The 20,346-nt window shown below is 63.4% G+C and carries 14 protein-coding genes; 4 read left to right on the forward strand and 10 right to left on the reverse strand.

What is annotated here, in order from left to right:
- Positions 1-31 precede the first annotated feature (31 nt).
- A complete protein-coding gene (gene parE / locus C84B14_RS03460; protein WP_353221869.1) occupies positions 32-1,939 on the reverse strand; it encodes a DNA topoisomerase IV subunit B in 1,908 nt (635 codons plus the stop codon).
- 182 nt (positions 1,940-2,121) lie between these two features.
- Between parE and C84B14_RS03465 the strand changes: the two genes are divergently transcribed.
- The gene (locus C84B14_RS03465; protein WP_348767970.1) at positions 2,122-2,409 is read left to right on the forward strand and encodes an exodeoxyribonuclease VII small subunit; all 288 of its coding nucleotides are present in this window, start codon (positions 2,122-2,124) and stop codon (positions 2,407-2,409) included.
- A 133-nt stretch (positions 2,410-2,542) separates the two neighbouring features.
- On the opposite strand, the gene C84B14_RS03470 is transcribed toward C84B14_RS03465, so the two are convergent.
- From C84B14_RS03470 to C84B14_RS03490, 5 genes are all read right to left on the reverse strand, one after another.
- Complete coding sequence (locus tag C84B14_RS03470; RefSeq protein WP_353221871.1) at positions 2,543-3,619, reverse strand: two-component system response regulator; 1,077 nt, start codon at positions 3,617-3,619, stop codon at positions 2,543-2,545.
- Between the two features lie 4 nt (positions 3,620-3,623).
- Complete coding sequence (locus C84B14_RS03475) at positions 3,624-4,205, reverse strand: chemotaxis protein CheB (protein ID WP_353221873.1); 582 nt, start codon at positions 4,203-4,205, stop codon at positions 3,624-3,626.
- Positions 4,202-5,065, reverse strand: a complete 864-nt coding sequence (locus C84B14_RS03480; protein WP_353221875.1) for a CheR family methyltransferase — start codon at positions 5,063-5,065, stop codon at positions 4,202-4,204. Before C84B14_RS03480 ends, C84B14_RS03475 begins: the two co-directional genes overlap by 4 nt.
- A 3-nt stretch (positions 5,066-5,068) precedes the next feature.
- Positions 5,069-8,584, reverse strand: coding sequence for a response regulator (locus tag C84B14_RS03485; protein WP_353221877.1), 3,516 nt, complete (start codon positions 8,582-8,584; stop codon positions 5,069-5,071).
- 178 nt (positions 8,585-8,762) lie between these two features.
- Positions 8,763-9,704: a DNA/RNA non-specific endonuclease gene (locus tag C84B14_RS03490; RefSeq protein ID WP_353221879.1), complete on the reverse strand. Its 942-nt coding sequence runs from the start codon at positions 9,702-9,704 to the stop codon at positions 8,763-8,765.
- Positions 9,705-9,775: 71 nt separating this feature from the next.
- Here C84B14_RS03490 and C84B14_RS03495 point away from each other — a divergent pair, with 71 nt between their 5' ends.
- Positions 9,776-10,447 (forward strand): Bax inhibitor-1/YccA family protein, encoded by a 672-nt coding sequence (locus C84B14_RS03495; protein ID WP_348766920.1) that lies wholly within the window; start codon positions 9,776-9,778, stop codon positions 10,445-10,447.
- Positions 10,448-10,745: 298 nt separating this feature from the next.
- Here C84B14_RS03495 and cysG read toward each other — a convergent pair whose 3' ends face one another.
- Positions 10,746-12,125 carry a siroheme synthase CysG gene (gene cysG / locus C84B14_RS03500; protein WP_502949885.1) on the reverse strand — a complete coding sequence of 460 codons (1,380 nt, stop codon included), beginning with the start codon at positions 12,123-12,125 and terminating at the stop codon, positions 10,746-10,748.
- A 44-nt stretch (positions 12,126-12,169) separates the two neighbouring features.
- Entirely contained in the window at positions 12,170-12,982 is an 813-nt protein-coding gene (locus tag C84B14_RS03505) for a sulfite exporter TauE/SafE family protein (RefSeq protein ID WP_348766918.1), read from the reverse strand.
- Positions 12,983-13,107: 125 nt separating this feature from the next.
- On the opposite strand from C84B14_RS03505, the gene cysB reads away from it, so the two are divergent.
- Positions 13,108-14,088, forward strand: a complete 981-nt coding sequence (gene cysB, locus C84B14_RS03510) for an HTH-type transcriptional regulator CysB (RefSeq protein WP_348766917.1) — start codon at positions 13,108-13,110, stop codon at positions 14,086-14,088.
- Positions 14,089-14,442: 354 nt separating this feature from the next.
- Here cysB and serS read toward each other — a convergent pair whose 3' ends face one another.
- On the reverse strand, positions 14,443-15,717 hold the full coding sequence (serS, locus tag C84B14_RS03515; protein WP_353221884.1) for a serine--tRNA ligase: 1,275 nt from the start codon (positions 15,715-15,717) through the stop codon (positions 14,443-14,445).
- Between the two features lie 266 nt (positions 15,718-15,983).
- On the opposite strand from serS, the gene C84B14_RS03520 reads away from it, so the two are divergent.
- Positions 15,984-19,424 (forward strand): PAS domain-containing hybrid sensor histidine kinase/response regulator, encoded by a 3,441-nt coding sequence (locus C84B14_RS03520; RefSeq protein ID WP_353221886.1) that lies wholly within the window; start codon positions 15,984-15,986, stop codon positions 19,422-19,424.
- 9 nt (positions 19,425-19,433) lie between these two features.
- Here the strand turns inward: C84B14_RS03520 and C84B14_RS03525 are convergent, their stop codons facing one another.
- Positions 19,434-20,105: a response regulator gene (locus C84B14_RS03525; RefSeq protein ID WP_353221888.1), complete on the reverse strand. Its 672-nt coding sequence runs from the start codon at positions 20,103-20,105 to the stop codon at positions 19,434-19,436.
- Between the last annotated feature and the right edge of the window lie 241 nt (positions 20,106-20,346).

The following is a 20,346-nucleotide window of genomic DNA, read 5'->3' on the forward strand; positions in this document are numbered from 1 at the left end:
CTTAACTGTCTTGAACGCGGCGAGCGCACCACTAAACCTCGGCCTCGTGGCCGCGGGCTTCGAGCCAGCCACGGCGGTCGGCGGCGCGCTTTTTGGCCAGCAGCATATCCATGAGTTCGTCGACTTCGGTATCCGGCATGCCGTCTTCGTCGATCGACAGCTGTACCAGCCGGCGCGTATCCGGCGCCATGGTGGTTTCGCGCAGCTGCAGCGCGCTCATCTCACCCAGGCCCTTGAAGCGGGTGACGCTGATCTTGCGTTTCTTCTTTTCGTTTTCCAGGCGACGCAGGATCACGTCTCGCTCATCGCGATCCAGCGCATAGAACACTTCCTTTCCCGCATCGATCCGAAACAGCGGCGGCATGGCCACGAATACATGACCATGCTCGACCAGCGGGCGGAAATGCTTGACGAACAACGCACACAGCAGCGTTGCGATATGCAGCCCGTCTGAATCGGCATCGGCGAGGATGCAGACCTTGTGATAGCGCAGGCGGTCGAAGTTGTCGCTGGACGGATCCAGCCCCAGCGCTACCGAAATATCGTGGATTTCGTTCGAGGCCATGATATCCGCCGGCTCGACTTCCCAGGAATTGAGAATCTTGCCGCGTAGCGGCATCACTGCCTGAAAGTTGCGGTCGCGCGCCTGCTTGGCGCTGCCGCCGGCGGAATCGCCTTCCACCAGAAACAGTTCGGATCGCGACGGATCGTCGGTCACACAGTCGGTAAGCTTGCCCGGCAAGGCCGGCCCGGCCGTTACCCGCTTGCGTTTGACCTTCTTGGCGCTGCGCGCACGGGCCTGGGCGTTGCCGATGATCTGGGCCGCCAGCAGTTCGCCGGTTTCCGCGTGTCGATTGAGCCACAGCGAAAACGCGTCCTTGACCGCGTTGGACACGAAGCCGCTGATATCGCGCGAGGACAGCCGTTCCTTGGTCTGGCCCGAAAACTGCGGCTCGTTCATCTTCACCGACAGCACGTAGGTACAGCCGGACCAGACGTCCTCCGGTGCGATCTTGACCCCGCGCGGCAAGAGATTTCGAAACTCGCAGAACTCGCGCACCGCTTCGGTCAGGCCGGTGCGCAGACCGTTGACGTGGGTGCCGCCCGAGGCCGTGGGAATGAGGTTGACATAGCTTTCGGCCACGCCGTCCACGCCGGGCTGGTCGGGCGCGAGCCAGGTCAGCGCCCAGTCGACGGTCTGGCTGCCGCCGTCTTCGCCGCCGGTAAACGCCGGCGTGATCACGCAGTCGATATCCTGCAGCGCATCGGCCATGTAATCGGCCAGCCCGTCGGCGTACTGCCAGGTGATGTCTTCCTGGGCTGCCTCGTCGACAAAATGCACCTTGAGGTTCGGGCACAGCACTGCCTTGGCCCGCAGCAAATGCTTCAGGCGCGCGGTGGCAAAGCGTGGGCTGTCGAAATACTGCGGGTCGGGATCGAAATGCAGCTTGGTGCCGGTCTTGTTCTTGGCACAGGAGCCGATTTCGGTGAGCGGGCTTTCCAGCTCGCCGCCGGCAAACCGCATCTCGTAGTGGGTGCCGCCGCGCCAGACCTGGGCCACCAGCGAGGTCGACAGCGCATTGACCACCGATACACCCACGCCGTGCAGGCCGCCCGAGAACTGATACTGCTTGTTCGAGAACTTTCCGCCCGCATGCAGGCGGGTGAGAATCAGCTCGATGCCCGGCACACCCTGTTCGGGGTGCACGTCGACCGGCATGCCGCGACCGTTGTCGGTCACCGACAAGGACCCGTCGGCATGCAGAACCACATCAATTTCGGTGGCATGCCCGGCCAGCGCCTCGTCCACGCTGTTGTCAATGACTTCCTGGGCCAGGTGATTCGGCCGGGCGGTATCCGTGAACATGCCCGGACGTTTGCGCACCGGATCCAGCCCGGACAGTACTTCGATATCGGCAGCGTCGTAGCGGCTGGCCATGAGCCCTCGTCTTGCTTGAGATGGGCGGTTCGTGGCGCCCGGCTGGGGCATGAACCGCGTTCAGCGAATGCGCGGCACGTTAAGCCAAGGCGGGCACGCTGGCAATAGACACTGACGCCGCCGACTTCTGGCGCTAGACTGTCGGATTGACCGCTACTCCAACTTCAGCCCAGGCAGACGTCATGGCAAAAACCGATGCGCCCGCAACCGAAAACGACGACAGCCAGCCCCGGCTGGCCGCGTTCGAAGAATCGGTAACCGAGCTCGAAGGCTTGGTCGAAGCATTGGAAAGCGGCGACGTATCGCTCGAGCAGGCGCTGGCGAAGTTCGAACGCGGGGTCGTTCTGGCACGCCAATGCCAGCACACGCTCAAGCATGCCGAACTGCGCGTCGATCAACTGCTGGCCGAAGGCGATAACGCAGACGTCGCCGACTTCGACCCGCCGGCCGACACCGATACCAGCGATTAGGGCCTGTCGTCACGGGATATTCCATCGCATTGCCCGTGGCTTGCTCGACACGACCGGCACGGGCAACCCCCAACGAATAACGATCGGTCGGCGGCCTATCTCGCGACGATAGGCCCTGGTAAACCGTCCTTGCCTAACGCATGCGCGCGTGTATCTGTGCGCCGTGCACTTCGGTTTCGTCATCGTCCTGGGCACTGAAAACATGCACGGCGCCCTTGCCGCTGAGCTTGACCGAATACAGCGCGCGATCCGCGTTGTGCATCAGGCGGTCGGCGTTCTTGCCGTGCGCCGGATAGAACGCCAGGCCAATACTCACACCCACGCGGATATCGCCGGAGCCGCCGGCACAGGGCAAGGAGATGGGCCCGCTCAGCTGCGCTTGCAACGCCTCGCAGATGGCGATACAGGCATCCTGATTATCGATGTCTTCGAGGATGAGCGCGAACTCGTCGCCGCCAAAGCGTGCCACCGTGTCGGTCTGACGGGTGTTTTCGCTGAGCCGATCGGCGATCGTTTGCAGGGTGATATCGCCCACGCCGTGGCCGAACTCGTCGTTGACGGGTTTGAACCCGTCCAGATCCATGTATCCGAGCGCGAACATGCCGCCGTTACGCCGCGCGCGCTGCATGCTGGTGGCCAGGCGATCGAGAAACAGCAGCCGGTTCGGCAAACCGGTCAAGGCATCGTGTGTTGCCAGCTGCTGGGCGCGATCCTCGGCGCGTCGCCGTTCTTCGATTTCGCGTTCGAGCTGGCTGTTGCGCTCGTCGAGTTCGGCCAGGGCTTTCTTGAGCGCGCGCCGGCTTTCATAGAGCTCGATGAAGTTGCGCACCTTGGCCGACAACAGCGACGGGTTGAGCGGTTTGGTGATGTAATCGACCGCGCCCACGTCGTAGCCCTTGAGCCGGTCCATGTCGTCGGTCGCGCCTGCGGTGACGAAAATGATCGGCGTGTGCTGGGTCGACTCTTCGCCGTGCAGCAGCTCGGCGACTTCCATGCCGTCCATGCCCGGCATTTGTACATCGAGCAGAATCAGCGCGAACTCGGTTTCGATACAGGCGGCCAGCGCGCCATTACCGCTGTCGGCTTCGACAACGTCGACATCGAGCGTCGCCAGCACCCGGCGCATGGCCAAGCGATTGGCGTACAGATCATCCACAACCAGGATGCGCGGGCGTGGTTGCTCGGGTGGACTATCGACAATCGGCATCATGCTATTACCGTGCAAGCCGTGAAATTACCCGCACTGCCTCTATGAGCTGGCTGGGCGTGTGCTGTCGATCGGGCTCGAACAGCCTGAGCGCGGCACGCGGCATATCAGGCGCGCTCGCCGTATCGGGGCTCTGGACGATGGTCAGCCCGCCCAGGCGATGAATCGCCCTCAGGCCCGCCGCCCCGTCGGCGTTGGCCCCAGAAAGCAGTATGCCGACCAGATGCCGCCGATATGTATCGGCCATCGCTTCGAATAATACATCGATACTCGGCCGTGCATACTGAATTCTCGGGCCGGCACACAGTGCGAACGTGGCCGTGCGTTCAACCAGCAGATGATAGCCGCCGCTGGCGACGTGTACCCGGTTCGCGGCCACGGCCGTGCCCTCGCCGGCTTCGACCACCGGCAACGTGGTATGTCGCCCGAGCACCTCGCAGAGCTCGTCCAGGTCGCGGCTGGCGGTGTGCAGACAAATCACGACCGCCAGGCGCGTGGATGCTTCCAGCCCTTCGAGCAGCCGGCAGACCACTTCGAGACTGCCCGCCGAGCCGCCAATCACCAGGGCCGCGTAATCGGCATCGCTCATGCCCAGTCCCGCTTGAGTCGGTAGATTCGTTCGTTGGCGCTGACCAGCTCGAAACGCTCGGCCGCGGGAGAGCTCGGACTCAAGGCCTCCTTGTTACCCAGCACCAGGAAGCCGCCACGCACCAGGCTGTCCGCGAACAGCGTCAGAACCCGGTCCTTGAGCGGCTGCGTGAAATAGATAAGCACATTGCGACACATGATCAGCTGGGCTTCGGCGAATACGCCGTCGGTGACCAGGTTGTGATGGGCGAATACCACCTTTTCCAGCAGCTCTCGCCGCATTCGAATGAGGTTGTAGCGAGCATGGTAGTAGTCCGACAGCCGCGCCGTGCCGCCCGAGGCCAGATAATTGCTGCGATATTCGCCCAGATTCTGACGGTTGAAGATGCCTTCGGCAGCGCGCTCGAGCGCATAATCGTTGAAATCCGTGGCATAAATCTGGGAACGCTGGGTCAACCCCGCCTCGGCGAGCATGATGGCAAGCGAATAGACCTCTTCACCGTAGGCACAGCCGGCCAGCCAGATATTGATCCGCGGCCAGGACGCAAGCATGGGCAACACCTCGCTGCGCATGGCCTGAAACACCTCCGGGTCGCGAAACAGCGACGAAACCGGCACCGACAGATGCGACACGATCTCGCGTACCAGCGCCGGCTCGTAGAGCGTGCTCGGAATCAGATCGCCCACCCGCTCCACGCCGAGCTTGCGTGCCAGTTCTTGGGCGCGCCGTTTGAGCGAAGCCCGCGAGTACTCCGAGAAGTCGTAGCCGTGCCGTAGTTTCAGCGCGTGGATAAACGCTTCGAGCGCTATGTCTTCTGCTTCGAGTGCCTGTTCGGCTTCGGAATCCCTGGGTTTGACCATGAGCTACAGCACTTGCCCCATAAGGGCCAGCAGGGCCTGAATGTCGAGCGGTTTGGGAAGATACTCGGTGGCACCGGCCTCGATACAACGTTCGCGATCGCCCGGCATCGCCTTGGCCGTGAGCGCAATAATCGGCAGGGTTTCGTATTCGTCCATGGCACGAATACGGCGGATCGTTTCATAGCCGTCCATGCCGGGCATCATGATATCCATGAGTACGATGCTGATTTGCGGGTTCGCCGACAGCTGGTCGAGTGCCTTGAACCCGTCGCTGGCCATGAGCACCTTCAACCCCTTTTCGCGCAGCGCACGCGACAGAGCGAAGGTGTTGCGCATATCGTCGTCGACCAGCAGCGCGGTCTGACCGGCCAGATCCGAGGACACGGCGCTTTGCTCTTCGGCGGCGGCTTCGAGCACGGCGGGCGCGGTGGTACTGCGACGTTCACGCAACTGATGGAAGAATAGCGACACTTCGTCGAGCAATCGCTCCTGGGCCCGTGAGCCCTTGATTACGATGCTGTCGGTATGTACCCGCAGGCGCCGGGTTTCCTCTTCGGAAAGCTCGCGCGCCGAATAGACAACGACAGGCGGGGCCTCGTCGCGCTGCGCGATCTGCTCGAGCAGCTCGAAGCCGCTGATGTCCGGCAGGCTCAGATCGAGCACCACACAGTCGAATTCCTCGGCATCCAGGCGCTCGATCGCCTCGGCGCCGTTGACCACGGCGCTGATATCGACGCTCTCGGCGCGCAACAGATGCGAGATCGCGGTATGCGCATCGCGATCGTCGTCGATGACAAGCACGCGCCGCGCCTCCCGCCCGATGAGTACCTCGGCGCGGGCGAAAAGGGTTTCCAGATCCTCCTTGGACACGGGTTTGCGCAGATAGCCCACCGCCCCCGCTTTTTGCGAATAGCCGGTGTCGTCGGCCGCCGACACGATATGCACGGGAATATCGCGGGTACGCTCGTTCGCCTTGAGCCGATCCAGTACCGCCCAGCCGTCGAGCCCGCCGGGCAGGCCCAGATCCAGCACGATGGCATCGGGCAACTGCTGGCGCACCATGTCCAGCCCCTGCTCGCCATTGGGCGCGATGCTGCATTCGAAACCGCGTGCCTGCGCGGCCTGGGCCACGATTCTGGCAAAGGTCGCGTCGTCGTCGATGATCAACACATGCGGGCGCCCCGAACGCGGACTCGCGCTGCTGGACAGCGCCCGGGCCGCGGTCAAGTTGGTCTGTTCGTCCACACGTCGGGTGAGCGGCTTGTCGCTGACCCTGGGCGATATCTCGATATCGGCATCCAGCACGCGCCGGACATAGATCGAGAAACGACTGCCCGCACCCAGCTCGCTTTGTACGTCGATTTCGCCGCCCAGCAGACGTGCGAGTTCGCGCGATATCGACAGGCCCAGGCCCGTACCGCCGTAGGTGCGACTGGTACTCGCGTCCACCTGTTCGAAGGCCTGGAATATCTGTTCGAGACGATTTTCCGGAATGCCAATGCCCTCGTCGATAATATGAACGGCGAGCGCATTCTCGTGGGTGAGCCCCTCGGTCCGGAACACGGTATCGTCCGCGGGGACAACGACCTCCACCCGCACCGTGCCCCGTTCGGTGAACTTGATGGCATTACTCACCAGGTTGCGTATCACCTGATCGAGCTTGCCGGCATCGGTCACCAGGGTATCGGGCACGCCCACACCGACATGCACCTCGAAGGCAATCCCCTTGTTCTGGGCGACATGGCCAAAATCGCGCTCGATACGGCGCACGACGCCGTCCACTTCCGTACGTTCCGGCGTGACCGCCATCTTGCCGGCCTCGATCTTCGACAGATCGAGAATATCGTTGATCAGACGCAGCAAGCCGGTACCGGACTCGTGGATGATCGCAGCGGCCTCGGCCTCTTCTTCATCGAGATGCCCCGCGCTGTTATCCGCCAGGCTGCGCGAAAGAATAAGAAGGCTGTTGAGCGGCGTACGCAGCTCGTGGGACATGTTGGCCAGAAAATCCGACTTGTATTGGCTGGTTCGGGCGAGCGCCTCGGCACGGCGCTTGGTTTCCGAGTGCAGCCGCGCCAGTTCCTGCTGCTGTTTGCGCATGAGCTCCTGACGCTGGCGAAGTTCCTCGTTGGTGGCCTGGAGTTCGTCGGATTGAACCTTGAGCTCTTCTTCCGAGGCGCGCAGCTCCTCGGACTGGGCATTGAGCTCCTCGCTTTGCATGCGCAGTTCGCTGTTCGCGTTCTTGAGCTCTTCCTGGCGATCGCGCAGGCGCTGTTCGGACTCTTTCAGCGCCTCGGTCTGTGCCCGGCTCTGTTCGAGCAGCTCGACCGCGCGCCGCGTGCGCGCCAGGGAAAGCAGGCCGAGCCCAACGCTCGGCATAAGCGTATTCAGAAGCTCCTGCTGGGCTTCGGTCGGCGTCTTGAGCATGCCCAGCTCGAGCACACCGAGGATACCGCCGCCCGCTTTCGCAGGCGCGATCAACAACACCTCCGGCGTGAGCTCACCCAGCCCGGAACGTACGCTTAGATAGTTAGTCGGCACATCGGTGAGCAGTATCTGCTCGCCGCTGTCGATCACCTGCCCTACCAGCCCCTCGCCGGCTTCGAAGGTCTGGGCTACGTCGCGGCTGTAGCCATAGCTCGCGGCCAGCGCGAAAACATCGTCCCGGTCATTGCCGGCGACCGGCGTGAACAGCGCCGCATAGCCGGCCCCGAACAGCGGGGCCAGTTCTTCGAGAAGACGTTTGCCCACTTCCTGCTCGGACTTGCATTTCTGCAACGCCACGGTGATTTGCGAACGATGATCGCGAATCCAGGCCTGGCTATCCTGTTCGATGATGATCTGGCGGAACTTTTCGAGCGCGTTCGCGACTTCGCCGATTTCGTCTTTGCGTTCACGAAAGTGCACGTGCAGGGTGCGCTCGCCCTCGGCAAGCCGGGTGGTCATCTTGGCGAGTACGCTCAACGGCCGGGTCACGCGCCGCACGATTGCACGGACCATGAACAGCCCGGTCAGCAGGCCGAACAACAGCACGCCGAACAACAGCCAGCGTGCGCGCTCCTGGCGGTAATCGATCAACGCCACGCTGCGATCGAGTTCGTTTTGCACCTGGAACCGAAACTGATTGAGGTTGTGGCGCAGTGCGTCGGTCAGTTCGATGCCGCGTCCCTGGCTGAGCTCTCGCCGTGCCGTGGCCAGGTTACCCGCGGCCACTTCGTCGACCACCGGCACGATCACATCGGCATGCCATTGCTGCTGCAGACGCTCGATGGCACTGAGGCGGCGTCGCTGGAGCGCCGACTCGTCGCTATAGGCGTAAAGGCTGTCCAAGGCCACTTCGAACTGGGCGGTCATCCGTTCGATGGTTTCCACGAACTGGCGGTCGCCGGAAAGCGCATAGCCACGTAGCGCACTCTGACTCTGGGTCACGGCTTCGTCGAGCTCTGCGGTGCGGGTAAGCGTACTGGCCACGTCGTCGGACAGAGCCCGCGCAGAGCGCACGTTTTCGGCAGAAAACAAACTGACTACACAAGCCGTGCCGAACAGGAGAAGCAGGCATACGACCGAGCCGATCAGGCCCTGTCGTATCGACAGCTGACGCCAAAAAGCCTCCGAGCTTTTCGCCATTTTTTCCGTGTTAGGCATTGATTGTTCTACTCATACACGCGCGTGCGCACGCGCGAAAAACGTGTCGTCATCAGTGGACTTCGCAGCGATCGAAGTTCAGCCGTATCGGGCCACGATCCCGCCAGCGTGCCGCATAGCGCGCCGGATTGCATGCCAGCGCCTGCAAACCGAAGCGAGAGCGCGGCGCCGGACTGCTTTCCATGCGCGCCCGAGCGGTCGCCGCCAGGGCCGGGAACAATTCCAGACCGGTGCGCGCTTCGATGGTGGCGATGGCGACGACGAACTCATCGAGCGGCTCGTCGCCGCGTACGGCCTGGGGCACCACAAATGCCATGGCCTGCCAGCGGCCGTGGTCGTCGCGCGCCACCCAGATACGAAAGAAAGCCGCCGGCGTACGAGAGGCCTTGTCCTGCTCACCCCAGGGGTCTGTGCTGCGCTCGTTATCGGCCGCGATCGGACCGACCAGCACCCACAGCGGCGAATGCGCCGGCGCCACGTCGTCGATCTCGACCTCCTCCAGGCGTTGCCAGAGAAGCTGGTTCAAGCGTGGGCGCTGCGGCACGACGTTGCTGTAATAGGAGCTCTGGCGCTGGGCTTTTTCCCCATAAAGCTGGCTCATGGCGTAGTTGGGCGCCAGATGACCCCGATCGTAGGCCGGCCCGGCATAGACATGCGTATCCGTGACCGTATTAATGCGCGGGTCGTCGATGAACGGCGGGCGTGGCCGATTGACGTAGTCCACGACCGCCGTCAGTCGATATGCCACCCATGCCGCTCGTCCACGCGCTGCGTCGTAGCCAATCACGAATCCATCGTTTTCGATAAGCCGTATATCCAGATCAGATGAACGCGGCAAACCCAGCTCTGCCGGCCATGACGCGTCGGCCCGCGCGGTCGGCGCGAGCGCGACGCTCGTAAACAGGCAGAGTACGGTAATCGCGGGAACGATTGAATGCGCAAAGAGTCTATGATTCAAGCACGGATGACGTCGTAGAAAGCGGTTTATATGCATTGTTCAGGCAAAGATTTCTTTGCGAATAAAGCGTGATAGCCTCTCAACCATACTCAATTCGAGATCGACAAATGAACGCGGAACGCACTCTTCGAACTTCGCGCGCGCAGACAGCGCTGGCCACCAACAGCGTACTGCGCAACACCTACATGCTGCTGTCGCTGACGCTGCTGTTCTCAGCTCTGGTTGCCGGCACGGCGATGGCGCTCAACGCGCCGCACCCGGGGCTGATCATCACCCTGGTGGGCTATTTCGGTTTGCTGTTCGCGGTGGAGAAGACCAAGAACAGCGGCATGGGGCTGGTCAGCGTTTTCGCTCTGACCGGTTTCATGGGCTATACCATCGGCCCGATTCTCAATCTCTACATCAACAATTTCTCCAACGGCACCGAAATCGTCATGCTGGCGCTGGGCGGCACCGGCACGATCTTTCTGGGCATGTCGGCCTATGCGCTGGCCTCCGGCAAGCGCTTCAATCAGTGGGCCGGCATGTTGTTCATGGGCATTCTGGTTGCCTTCGTAATGAGCATCATCGCGGTCGTGTTCTCGATCCCGGCTCTGTCGATGGCGGTCTCGGCCCTGTTCGTGCTGCTGATGTCGGGCCTGATCGTCTATCAGACCGGCGAAATCGTGCACGGCGGCGAAACCAACTACATCACGGCGACCGTCACCCTGTTCGTGACCATCTACAACCTCTTCCTGAGCCTGCTGCAGCTGCTCGGCGTGTTCATGGGCGAGGAGTAGCGCCTAACGCCTTGAAAGGCGGGCAGTAACCAGACTGCCTCACAACCCGGAGCGCGTCCCGCGCTCCGGGTTTTTTTATTGCCGGGCGGTTCATTCAGCCGCATATCGGGTCACGACAATGGCGAACAGCCATACCCCCCGAATCAAACCGGCCGGGTTTGTCGGCTTGGGCCGGCGATAACCGCCCGGCGCACCGGCCCAGAGCGTAGTTCGACGCGCTAGGCGCGCGGCGCCAAGCAAGGATCATTCGCGTCAATTAGACGTTCTTGTGCGTACTCGCGAAGCACGCGCCGGCACGTCAACGATCGGGGCGGAACCAGCCAAGCGTTTCGTTGAGCCGGACCACCTCGCCCACAATCAGCAGCGCGGGGCCCTCGATCGTTTCGCGGGCAACCCGTGCCGGCAGGTCGGCCAACGTGCCGACCACGAGCCGCTGGCGCACCGTCGTGCCTTCAATCACCAACGCCGCCGGCCAATCTTCGGCGAGGCCGTGCTCACGCAGCGCCTCACAGATGACCGGCAAGCTCTTGACTGCCATGAAGAACACGACCGTCTGACCGATCCGTGCCAGCTGCGGCCACGGCAGTTCCAGCTCGCCCTCCTTCAGATGACCGGTAACGAACGTCACCGACTGGGCATGGTCGCGATGGGTGAGTGGAATACCGGCATAGGCCGCACAGCCGCTCGCCGCGGTTATTCCGGGCACGACCTGGAACGGAATACCGGCATCGGCGAGCTGGGCGATTTCCTCGCCACCACGACCGAATACGAAGGGGTCCCCGCCTTTCAGGCGCAGTACGCGCTTGCCTTCGCCGGCCAGCCGTACCATCAGCGCATTGATGTCTTCCTGGGGCAAGGTATGGCGCGAGGCCCGCTTGCCGACATGAATACGTTCGGCCTTCGGGTTAGCCAGCTCGACGATCGCAGCCGGTATAAGGCTATCGAATAGCACAACATCGGCGCGTTGCATGAGCCGCAGCGCGCGCGAGGTCAACAAGTCCGGATCGCCCGGCCCGGCACCCACGAGATAGGCCTCGCCCCGGGTCGGCACCGCCGGGCTGTCTTCGCCCAGGAGCTGATCGAGTTCCTCACGCGCCTGCGCGAGTCGGCCGGTAAACACCTTTTCGGCGATCGGCCCATCCAGTACCCGCGACCAGAAACGGGCGCGATGATGCCGCGGCAGCTTCTGCTTGACCACGTCGCGAAAATCCGCCGCCAGCCCGGCGAGATCGCCATAGGCGCGCGGCAGCCAGGCATCGAGGCGGCTACGCAGAATACGGGCGAGCGTGGGCGCCTGGCCGTCGCTGGAGATGGCGATCTGCAACACGCCGCGGCGTACGACCGCCGGCACCAGAAAATCCGATGCGCCGGCATCGTCGGCGCGCTGAACCAGCGACCCGGCCTCGTGCGCGGCCGTGGCCACGGCGCTATTGATCGCGGGCTCATCGGTACAGGCGAACACGAGCGCGATACCGTCGACGTCAGCCGCTTCGAACGCCCGCTCGATCAGGCGTAGCCGATTTGAATCCGCCCATGCTCGCACCGCCTCGCCAACCGAGGGCGCAATCACCGTCACAGCGGCGCCGCTATCGAGCAGGCGCTCGATACGGCGCGTGGCCACAGGCCCTGCGCCGACCACCAGAACGGGGCGCCCGGCAAGGCGAACGAAAATCGGCAAACTGGAAACGTTTTTCGACAAAATAGCAGTCAGGGGGGCAAGCCTCAGCCTGATGAGGTGAGCGACACGACGCTATCAAACAGCATGCTCGCGCCAATCACCAACAGCAGAACCGATATGATCGGCCGCAGCAGGCCATCGGGCAAGCGCGAACCCAGCCGCGTACCCAGATAGATACCCGGTATCGACCCGAGTAGCAGAAACCCGAGTACCGGTAGATCCGTGGTGCCGAGGCTCAGATGGCCCATGCCGGCCACCAGGGTCAGCGGCACGGCATGGGCGATATCGGTTCCCACGATCCGTATCGCCGCCCGGCGCGGATAGAGCAGCAGCAACAGCGTGGTACCGAGCACGCCCGCGCCGACCGACGACAGGGTGACCAGTACACCCAGCACCACCCCGCCCACGACCGTGATCGCCGGGCGTAGCGCCAACAGACGCGGCGGCAGGCCGGATTCGCCCAGGTTCTCCTCGCCGATACGGGCCATGATGCGCTTGCGTACCAGGGTAAGAACCGCGGTCGCGATGATCGCGACACACAAAGTGATCGTCATCAGGTGCTCGACCCAGGGGTCGAGCCCGACATAGTGCAGCCAGAAAATCGTGAGTACCGCAGCCGGCAGGCTGCCGCTGGCCATCAGCCCCACCACCGACCAGTCCACGGTCTGCTGGCGGCCGTGCAGCCAGGTTCCGAACCCCTTGGTTCCGGCGGCATACAGCAGGTCGGTGCCCACCGCCGCGGAGGGGGCAAAGCCAAAGATCAGAATCAACAGCGGCGTCATCAGGGAACCACCGCCGACACCGGTCACGCCGACGGCTACGCCGACCAGCAACCCGGCTAGGCTGAACGCAATCATCGTCTGCGCTACTCTCGGAGCAAGCAAGAAAGCGCGCAGGCTATCAGGTGGCTGTCAAATCGGATAGAACTATATATTCATGCTTTAATAAGATAACGGCATAACGTGATCGACCCTTTCCTGCCATGAAATTGCGCCAGCTCGTCTATATCAACGAAGTCGCCAAGCGTCGACTCAACATCACCGCCGCGGCAGAAGCGCTGCATACCTCCCAGCCCGGGGTAAGCAAGCAGATCCGGCTGCTCGAAGAAGAGCTCGGCGTGCTCGTGTTCGAACGCAACGGCAAGCATCTGGATCGCATCACGCCCGCGGGCGCACGGATTCTGGAGACCACCCGCCGTATTCTCTCCGAGGTCGAGAACATCACCCGGACGGCCAGCGAGTTCGCCGACGCGGATCGCGGATCGCTGTGCGTAGCCACCACCCATACCCAGGCCCGCTATGCCCTGCCGCCCGTGGTCGACGCCTTTCGTCGCGAATATCCTCAGGTGTCGCTGCATCTCAACCAGGGCGCGCCGCCCCAGATCGCCGGCTGGGCCGCCGCCGGGGATGCCGACTTCGCCATCGCCACCGAAGCGCTCGAGCACTACGACGAACTGGTGATGCTGCCCTGCTATCACTGGAACCGCTGCGTGCTCGTGCCCCGCGATCATCCGCTGGCCGATACGCCCAGGCTGGAACTGGCCCGGCTCGCCGAGCAGCCGATCGTGACCTACACCTTCGGTTTTACCGGACGTTCGCATCTGGACGCCGCGTTCGAAGCCGAGGGCCGCACCCCCAACGTGGTGCTCACCGCGGTGGACGCGGACGTAATCAAGACCTATGTACGCCTGGGGCTCGGCGTGGGCGTGATCGCGAACATGGCCTACGACCCGGTCGCCGACGCCGACCTTGTACGTCTGGACGCCAGCCACCTGTTCGCCTCCAGCACCACGCATATCGGCTTTCGGCACAACCTGTTCCTGCGCGGCTATATGCGCCGCTTCATCGAGATCTTCGCGCCGCATCTGACCAGCGCGGTGCTCGACGAGGCCCTGGCCGAATACCCGGGTGCCCGCTACGACGCGCTGGTCAAGCAGCTCTGGGCCGAACTGCCCGAACTGTAGTGTTGCCTTCGGCCTGTCGTCACGGGATATGCGATCGCAATCCCCAACGAATAATGATCGGTCGGAGGCAATCCGGCGTTATGGTTCATGGGCTGGCTCGCTGACGTGGCACATGACGTGGCACAACCACGCGGCACTCGCGATGCCTTGTCCTGCCGCGGCCTGGTCGCCGATGCGGTGGCCTATCTCGCGACGACAGGCCCAAGGGCCGTGTCTTCGCGGTCATGTGCGGACCACCGGCTTGCTTGAATTCAGCCAGCCGCGTTTCACACATAGCCGAGTCGGTCTGTAGTCGACCGACACGCCTGCCCGCACCCGGAAGCGGGTGCAGGCGCGCACGCCATCCATGACGAATCAGGCTTCGATACGCGTTACCCCGCCCATGAAGGGCTGCAACGCGGTCGGAATATCCACGCTGCCGTCCGCGTTCTGGTAGTTCTCCAGCACGGCCACGAGCGTGCGCCCGATGGCAAGCCCCGAACCGTTGAGCGTATGCAACAGCACCGGCTTGCCGGTTTCCGGGTCGCGATAGCGTGCGCCCATGCGCCGGGCCTGAAAATCGGTGCAGTTGCTGCACGAGGAAATCTCGCGATAGGTGTTCTGGCTCGGCAGCCACACTTCCAGATCGTAGGTTTTGGCCGCGGCAAAGCCGATATCGCCGGTGCAGAGCGTGACCACGCGATACGGCAGCGCAAGCCCCTGCAGAATGGACTCGGCGCTGGCGGTCAGCGCTTCCAGCGCCGCGGCCGATTCACTCGGTGCGACCACGTTGACCATTTCCACCTTTTCGAACTGGTGCTGACGAATCATGCCGCGTACGTCGCGCCCGGCCGCGCCCGCTTCGGCGCGAAAGCACGGCGAATGGGTGACGAACTTCAACGGCAGCCGATCGTGCTCGACGATCTCGTCGGCCACGATATTGGTCATCGGCACTTCGGCGGTGGGAATCAGGTAATAGTCCTCGGGCTCGGCCAGACGAAACAGATCGTCCCCGAACTTCGGCAGCTGCCCCGTGCCATACAGCGATTTCGAGTTCACGATGTAGGGCACGTTCAACTCGGTATAGCCGTTGGCGGTATGGGTGGCGAGCATGTAGGCGATCAACGCCCGGTGCAGCCGAGCCACGCCGCCCTGGAGCACGGTAAAGCGCGCGCCGGTGAGCGTGGCGGCCGTGGCTGCATCCAGGCCGTCGAGCATTTCACCGATCTCGACATGATCGCGCACTTCGAAATCGAAGGCGCGCGGTTCGCCCCAGCGACGGGTTTCGACGTTGTCGTCCTCGCTTGCGCCCACCGGCACGTCGTCGGCGACGAGATTGGGCAGCCCAGCCCGAATGGCATCCTGTTCGTCCTGGATGGTTTCCAGTTCGGCCTTGGCCGCATCGAGCTGGTCGCCCAGATCGCCCACCTCGGCCTTGAGCGGTTCGATATCCTCGCCGGCAGCCTTGGCCTTGCCGATCGCCTTGGATCGCCGATTACGCTCGCCCTGCAGTTCTTCGGTGCGCGTTTGCAGCGTCTTGCGGCGCGCATCGAGATCGGCATAGGCCGCGGCGTCGAAATCGAAGCCGCGCTTTTTCAGCGCCGCCGCGACGGCCTGTGGATCGTTGCGAAGCAGACGGGAGTCGAGCATAACGTCGTCGTCATTGGATTTGCGCGGCATTATATGGGGCACAGCCGCCGCCTGCAGCCTGACAGCCGTCGGCGGCAAGCTGCATGGGCCACCGTAGCCCCAACCGATCCGAATAGAGACGGCCGCCAGCGGCCGCGGGGGAATTCGTCATCATAAGCGCCTGGATACTGGTTACCAGCTCGATCGTCTATATCGGCATCCTGTTCGCGATCGCCCACTTCGGCGACCGCCGCGGCCGGGCGAACAAGCGCCCGGGCTCACGCCCGGTGGTGTATGCGCTGTCGCTGGCGGTCTACTGCACGTCGTGGACGTTTTTCGGCAACGTCGGCAGCGCGGCAACGCACGGCTGGACCTATCTGCCCATCTATGTCGGGCCGATGTTCGCGTTGCTGGTGCTGTCACCGATCCTGCGCAAGATGTTGCTCATCGCCAAGCAACAGAACACGACATCGATCGCCGACTTCATCGCCGCGCGCTATGGCAAGTCCCAGGGGCTGGCGGCGCTGGTGTCGGGCATCGCCCTGTTCGTGGTGCTGCCCTATATCGCCTTGCAGCTCAAAGCGCTGACCATGTCGTTCTATACCCTCACGCAGGGCGCACAGATAGCCAACGCCGACGCCAAGCCGCATGTGCCCTGGGTGGATACCGGGCTGTATGTTGCGGTGTTGATGGCCGTGTTCACCATTTTCTTCGGCACCCGGCACGTGAACCCGCGCGAGTCGCATCAGGGCCTGATCCTGGCGATTGCCTTCGAGTCGGTGGTCAAACTCGCTGCCTTTCTGTTCGTGGGCCTGTTCGTGGTCTACGGCATGTTCAACGGCCTGGGCGACCTGTTCGCTCAAGCCGGGCAAATCGACAAGTTCAACCAGTTGTTCGACGCGCCGCTGCTGGATGCCCGCTTTGCAACCACCTGCATCCTCGCCGTCGGCGCCACGCTGTGCCTGCCGCGCCAGTTCCACGTCGGCGTGGTGGAAAACACCGACACTCGCGACCTGAATACGGCGCGCTGGCTGTTTCCGCTGTATCTGCTGCTGATGTCGCTGTTCGTGATTCCACTGGCCGCTGCCGGCCTGGTGCTGTTCGAACCGGGCCAGGTCAATCCCGATCGTTTCGTGCTCGCCCTGCCGCTGGCGGCCGACGCGCCCGGCGTGGCCCTGGCCGCCTATATCGGCGGTGTATCGGCGGGCACCAGCATGGTGATCATGGCCACGGTGACGCTGGCGACCATGCTCTGCAACGAAGTCGTGGTTCCGCTGATACTGCGTATTCCGCGCCTAGGCTTCATCGGTCGCCGCGATATCGGCAACGCGCTGCTGCATATCCGGCGCGGGCTGATCGTGCTGATTCTGTTTCTGGCCTGGTGCTGCTACCGCCTGTTCGGCAACTCGGAGGCCCTTGCATCCATCGGGTTGCTGTCCTTCGCCGGCGTCGCGCTGTTTCTGCCGCCGCTGATCGGCGGGCTGTACATCCGCGCCATCGGTCGGCGCGGGGTCGTCGCAGGGCTGGCCGCGGGGTTGGGCGTCTGGATCTATACGCTGGTACTGCCCAACCTGGCCGCGGTGGGCTGGCTGGATGCCGGCTGGGTGGCCACCGGGCCGTTCCATATCAGCTGGCTCACGCCGCATGCGCTTTTCGGCTACGACTTCGGCGATACGCTCACCCACGGCGTGTTCTGGATCCTGCTGGTCGATATCGTCGTCATGACCGGCGTATCGCTCAACAGCTCGACCAGCCTCATCGAACGCGCCCAGGCCATCGCCTTCGTCGATCTCGGCCTGCAGCGGGCCCAGCGTCGGCGTACGGAGACCCGCCAGCCGGCGATCCGCGTCGCCGAGCTGGAAGTGCTGTTGCAGCGCTTTCTCGGCGTGCAGGCCGCGCATGCCGCGCTCAACGAATATGCCGGCAACCACGACCGCGAAATTCTGTCGAATCAGCTCGTGGACGCGCATTTGCTTCAGTTCGCCGAACGCCGGCTCGCCGGCGTGGTGGGTAGCGCCTCGGCACGGCTCATGCTCGCCTCCGGGCTACGCCAGCGCGATCTGGCGATCGAGGACATGGTGCGTCTGATCGACCGTACCGCCGACGCGGTACAGTTCAACCGCAGCGTATTGCAGGCCGCCCTGGAAAATATCGAACAGGGCATTTCCGTGATCGATCAGGATCTGCGGCTGGTGGCCTGGAATACGCGGTATCTCGAGCTGTTCGAATATCCGCCCGGGCTGGTACGCACCGGCCGCCCGGTGGCCGATCTGATTCGCTTCAATGCCATGCGCGGGGAATGCGGCCCGGGTCCGGTCGAAGAACATGTGCGCAAGCGCCTTGCCCATATGCGCGAAGGCCGCGCGCATCGCTTCGAACGGCACCGACATAACGACACCGTGCTGCAGATGACCGGCAGCCCCATGCCTGGCGGCGGCTTTGTCACCACCTTCAACGACATCACCGCCTTCAAGCGCACCGAGGCCGCGCTGACCCGGGCCAACGAACAGCTCGAAGCCCGCGTGACCGAACGCACCGCGGCCCTCAGCCGCGCCAACGAAGGGCTACGCCGGGAAAACGATCAACGCGCCGCGGCCCAACAGGCAGCCCAGCAGGCACGCCGCGAGGCCGAACGCGCCAACCTGAGCAAGACCCGCTTTCTGGCCGCTGCCAGCCACGATCTGCTGCAGCCGCTCAATGCCGCGCGCTTGTTCGCCGCCACGGCTCGAGAACGCGGTCATGCCGACCAGAACGAGGCACTGACCCATATCCAGACATCACTGGAGGCGGCGCAGTCGCTGCTCGAGCCGCTACTGGATATATCCAAGATCGATGCCGGCGCATGGGATGTCAGCCCGCGCGCCTTTGCGCTGACGCGCGTGCTCGACCCGCTCACCGCCGAGTTCTCCGTACTGGCACAGGAGGCAGGCCTGGATCTGCACAGCGTGACGTCGAGTTGCTGGGTGCGCTCCGACCCCGCCCTGCTACGCCGTATTCTGCAGAACTTTCTCTCCAACGCCGTACGCTATACCCCGCAGGGCCGCGTGCTGCTGGGCGTACGTCGCAGCCGCGATCACGTGCGCATACAGATCTGGGATACCGGCCCCGGGATCGCGGACGAACAACTGGGCACGATCTTCGAAGAATTCTCGCGCGGCGCTTCGACCGCCGTCTCGGGCGATCGTGGCCTCGGCCTGGGCCTGTCGCTGGCCGATCGCATGGCGCGTTTGCTTGGCCATCGTATCGAGGTACGCTCGAAGCTCGGCCACGGCACCCTGTTCTGTCTGGAGGTGGAACGCGTGGCGCCGGGCGACGATACCGATACCCAAAGCCGTGTGCTCAATCCTGCCGACGAAGCCCAGGCGCTGGCTGGCTGTCAGATTCTATGCGTGGATGACGACAACGCATCACTCGATGCGCTCACCGGCCTGCTCGAACGCTGGCAGGCCGAATGCATCAGCGCGCCCGCCGAGGACGCGGCCGCGGTGGCCACCGACCTGGATATCGAGATCGCGGTGCTGGATTTCGATCTGGGCAGCAACACCCCGAACGGCCTGGAGCTGGCCGCGCGCCTGCTCGAGGTGCGCGATCTGCGCTGTCTTCTGATTACCGCCAACCGCGATCGCGCGATCGTCGACCGCGCCCGGGCCATGGGCGTAAGCGTGCTTTACAAGCCGCTGGAACCGGCGAAGCTGCGGGCCACGCTGGCCATGCTTGCCCGTGCTTGAGGCCCGGGCTCAGGCCTCGCCGTTGCTCGGTGCCCCCGGCGCGCTTCGACCGTAGCTTGCCCAGTCGATTTCCAGGCTGCGCGCGGCGATAACGGCCTGGGTGCGGGTATGCACACCCAGCTTGCGCAAAATCGCGGTGATATGCGCTTTCACCGTTGCCTCGGAAATATCCAGATCGATCGCAATCTGCTTGTTGAGCAGGCCGTCGGTCAGCATGACCAGTACCCGCTGCTGCTGCGGCGTGAGCAGCGCCAGTTTATCGGTGAATTCGTTATCGCTGTTGGGTACTTCATCGACCGCCTCCGGCGCCCAGCGATCGCCGGCCAGTACGGTATCGATCGCGTGCGCCATCGTCTCTGGCGATGCCGATTTCGGGATGAAGCCGGCCGCACCATGATCCAGCGCTGCGCGGGCGACACCCGCATCCTCGTAAGCCGAGACCACGATCACCGGCAATGCCGGCGCCACGCTGCGCGCATGCACCAGGGCCGAATAACCGCGTGCGCCCGGCATGTTCAGATCCAGCAGCAGCAGATCCAGATCGCTGTTGTGTTTCAACATATCGCTGAGTTCGTCGAACGAACCCACGGTTTCGAGCACCGGCGAGTCCAGGCATTGCTTGACCGCCTGGCTCAGCGCAGAACGAAACAAGGGATGGTCATCTGCAATTAGAACTTTCATCGCGCCTCTGAAGAGTAGGCCGCCATACCCCGCACCGGTCGGCGACGATCGATGTCGTGATCATAAACGACATACGCGCTTCATACCTACGCCGTAAAGAAGAGAAAACCGTCGCCAGCCGTATCTCGCCTTAGGCTGGCAGGGCCTCGCCGACCCGGAGACGCGCGCAGGAAAATATGTCTTTTCAAACCGTCCAATGCGATTACGGCGCTTTTAGCGTTTCATCTCGCAATGTCGCAGT

Source organism: Salinisphaera sp. C84B14, from assembly GCF_040361435.1.
Classification (GTDB): Bacteria; Pseudomonadota; Gammaproteobacteria; order Nevskiales; family Salinisphaeraceae; genus Salinisphaera.

What these genes read in the sequence shown, in the direction of transcription:
- parE (WP_353221869.1), bottom strand. Translation starts at nt 1,939, where the DNA reads ATGGCCAGCCGCTACGACGCTGCCGATATCGAAGTACTGTCCGGGCTG.
- C84B14_RS03465 (WP_348767970.1), top strand. Translation starts at nt 2,122, where the DNA reads ATGGCAAAAACCGATGCGCCCGCAACCGAAAACGACGACAGCCAGCCC.
- C84B14_RS03470 (WP_353221871.1), bottom strand. Translation starts at nt 3,619, where the DNA reads ATGATGCCGATTGTCGATAGTCCACCCGAGCAACCACGCCCGCGCATC.
- C84B14_RS03475 (WP_353221873.1), bottom strand. Translation starts at nt 4,205, where the DNA reads ATGAGCGATGCCGATTACGCGGCCCTGGTGATTGGCGGCTCGGCGGGC.
- C84B14_RS03480 (WP_353221875.1), bottom strand. Translation starts at nt 5,065, where the DNA reads ATGGTCAAACCCAGGGATTCCGAAGCCGAACAGGCACTCGAAGCAGAA.
- C84B14_RS03490 (WP_353221879.1), bottom strand. Translation starts at nt 9,704, where the DNA reads ATGCATATAAACCGCTTTCTACGACGTCATCCGTGCTTGAATCATAGA.
- C84B14_RS03495 (WP_348766920.1), top strand. Translation starts at nt 9,776, where the DNA reads ATGAACGCGGAACGCACTCTTCGAACTTCGCGCGCGCAGACAGCGCTG.
- C84B14_RS03505 (WP_348766918.1), bottom strand. Translation starts at nt 12,982, where the DNA reads ATGATTGCGTTCAGCCTAGCCGGGTTGCTGGTCGGCGTAGCCGTCGGC.
- cysB (WP_348766917.1), top strand. Translation starts at nt 13,108, where the DNA reads ATGAAATTGCGCCAGCTCGTCTATATCAACGAAGTCGCCAAGCGTCGA.
- serS (WP_353221884.1), bottom strand. Translation starts at nt 15,717, where the DNA reads ATGCTCGACTCCCGTCTGCTTCGCAACGATCCACAGGCCGTCGCGGCG.
- C84B14_RS03525 (WP_353221888.1), bottom strand. Translation starts at nt 20,105, where the DNA reads ATGAAAGTTCTAATTGCAGATGACCATCCCTTGTTTCGTTCTGCGCTG.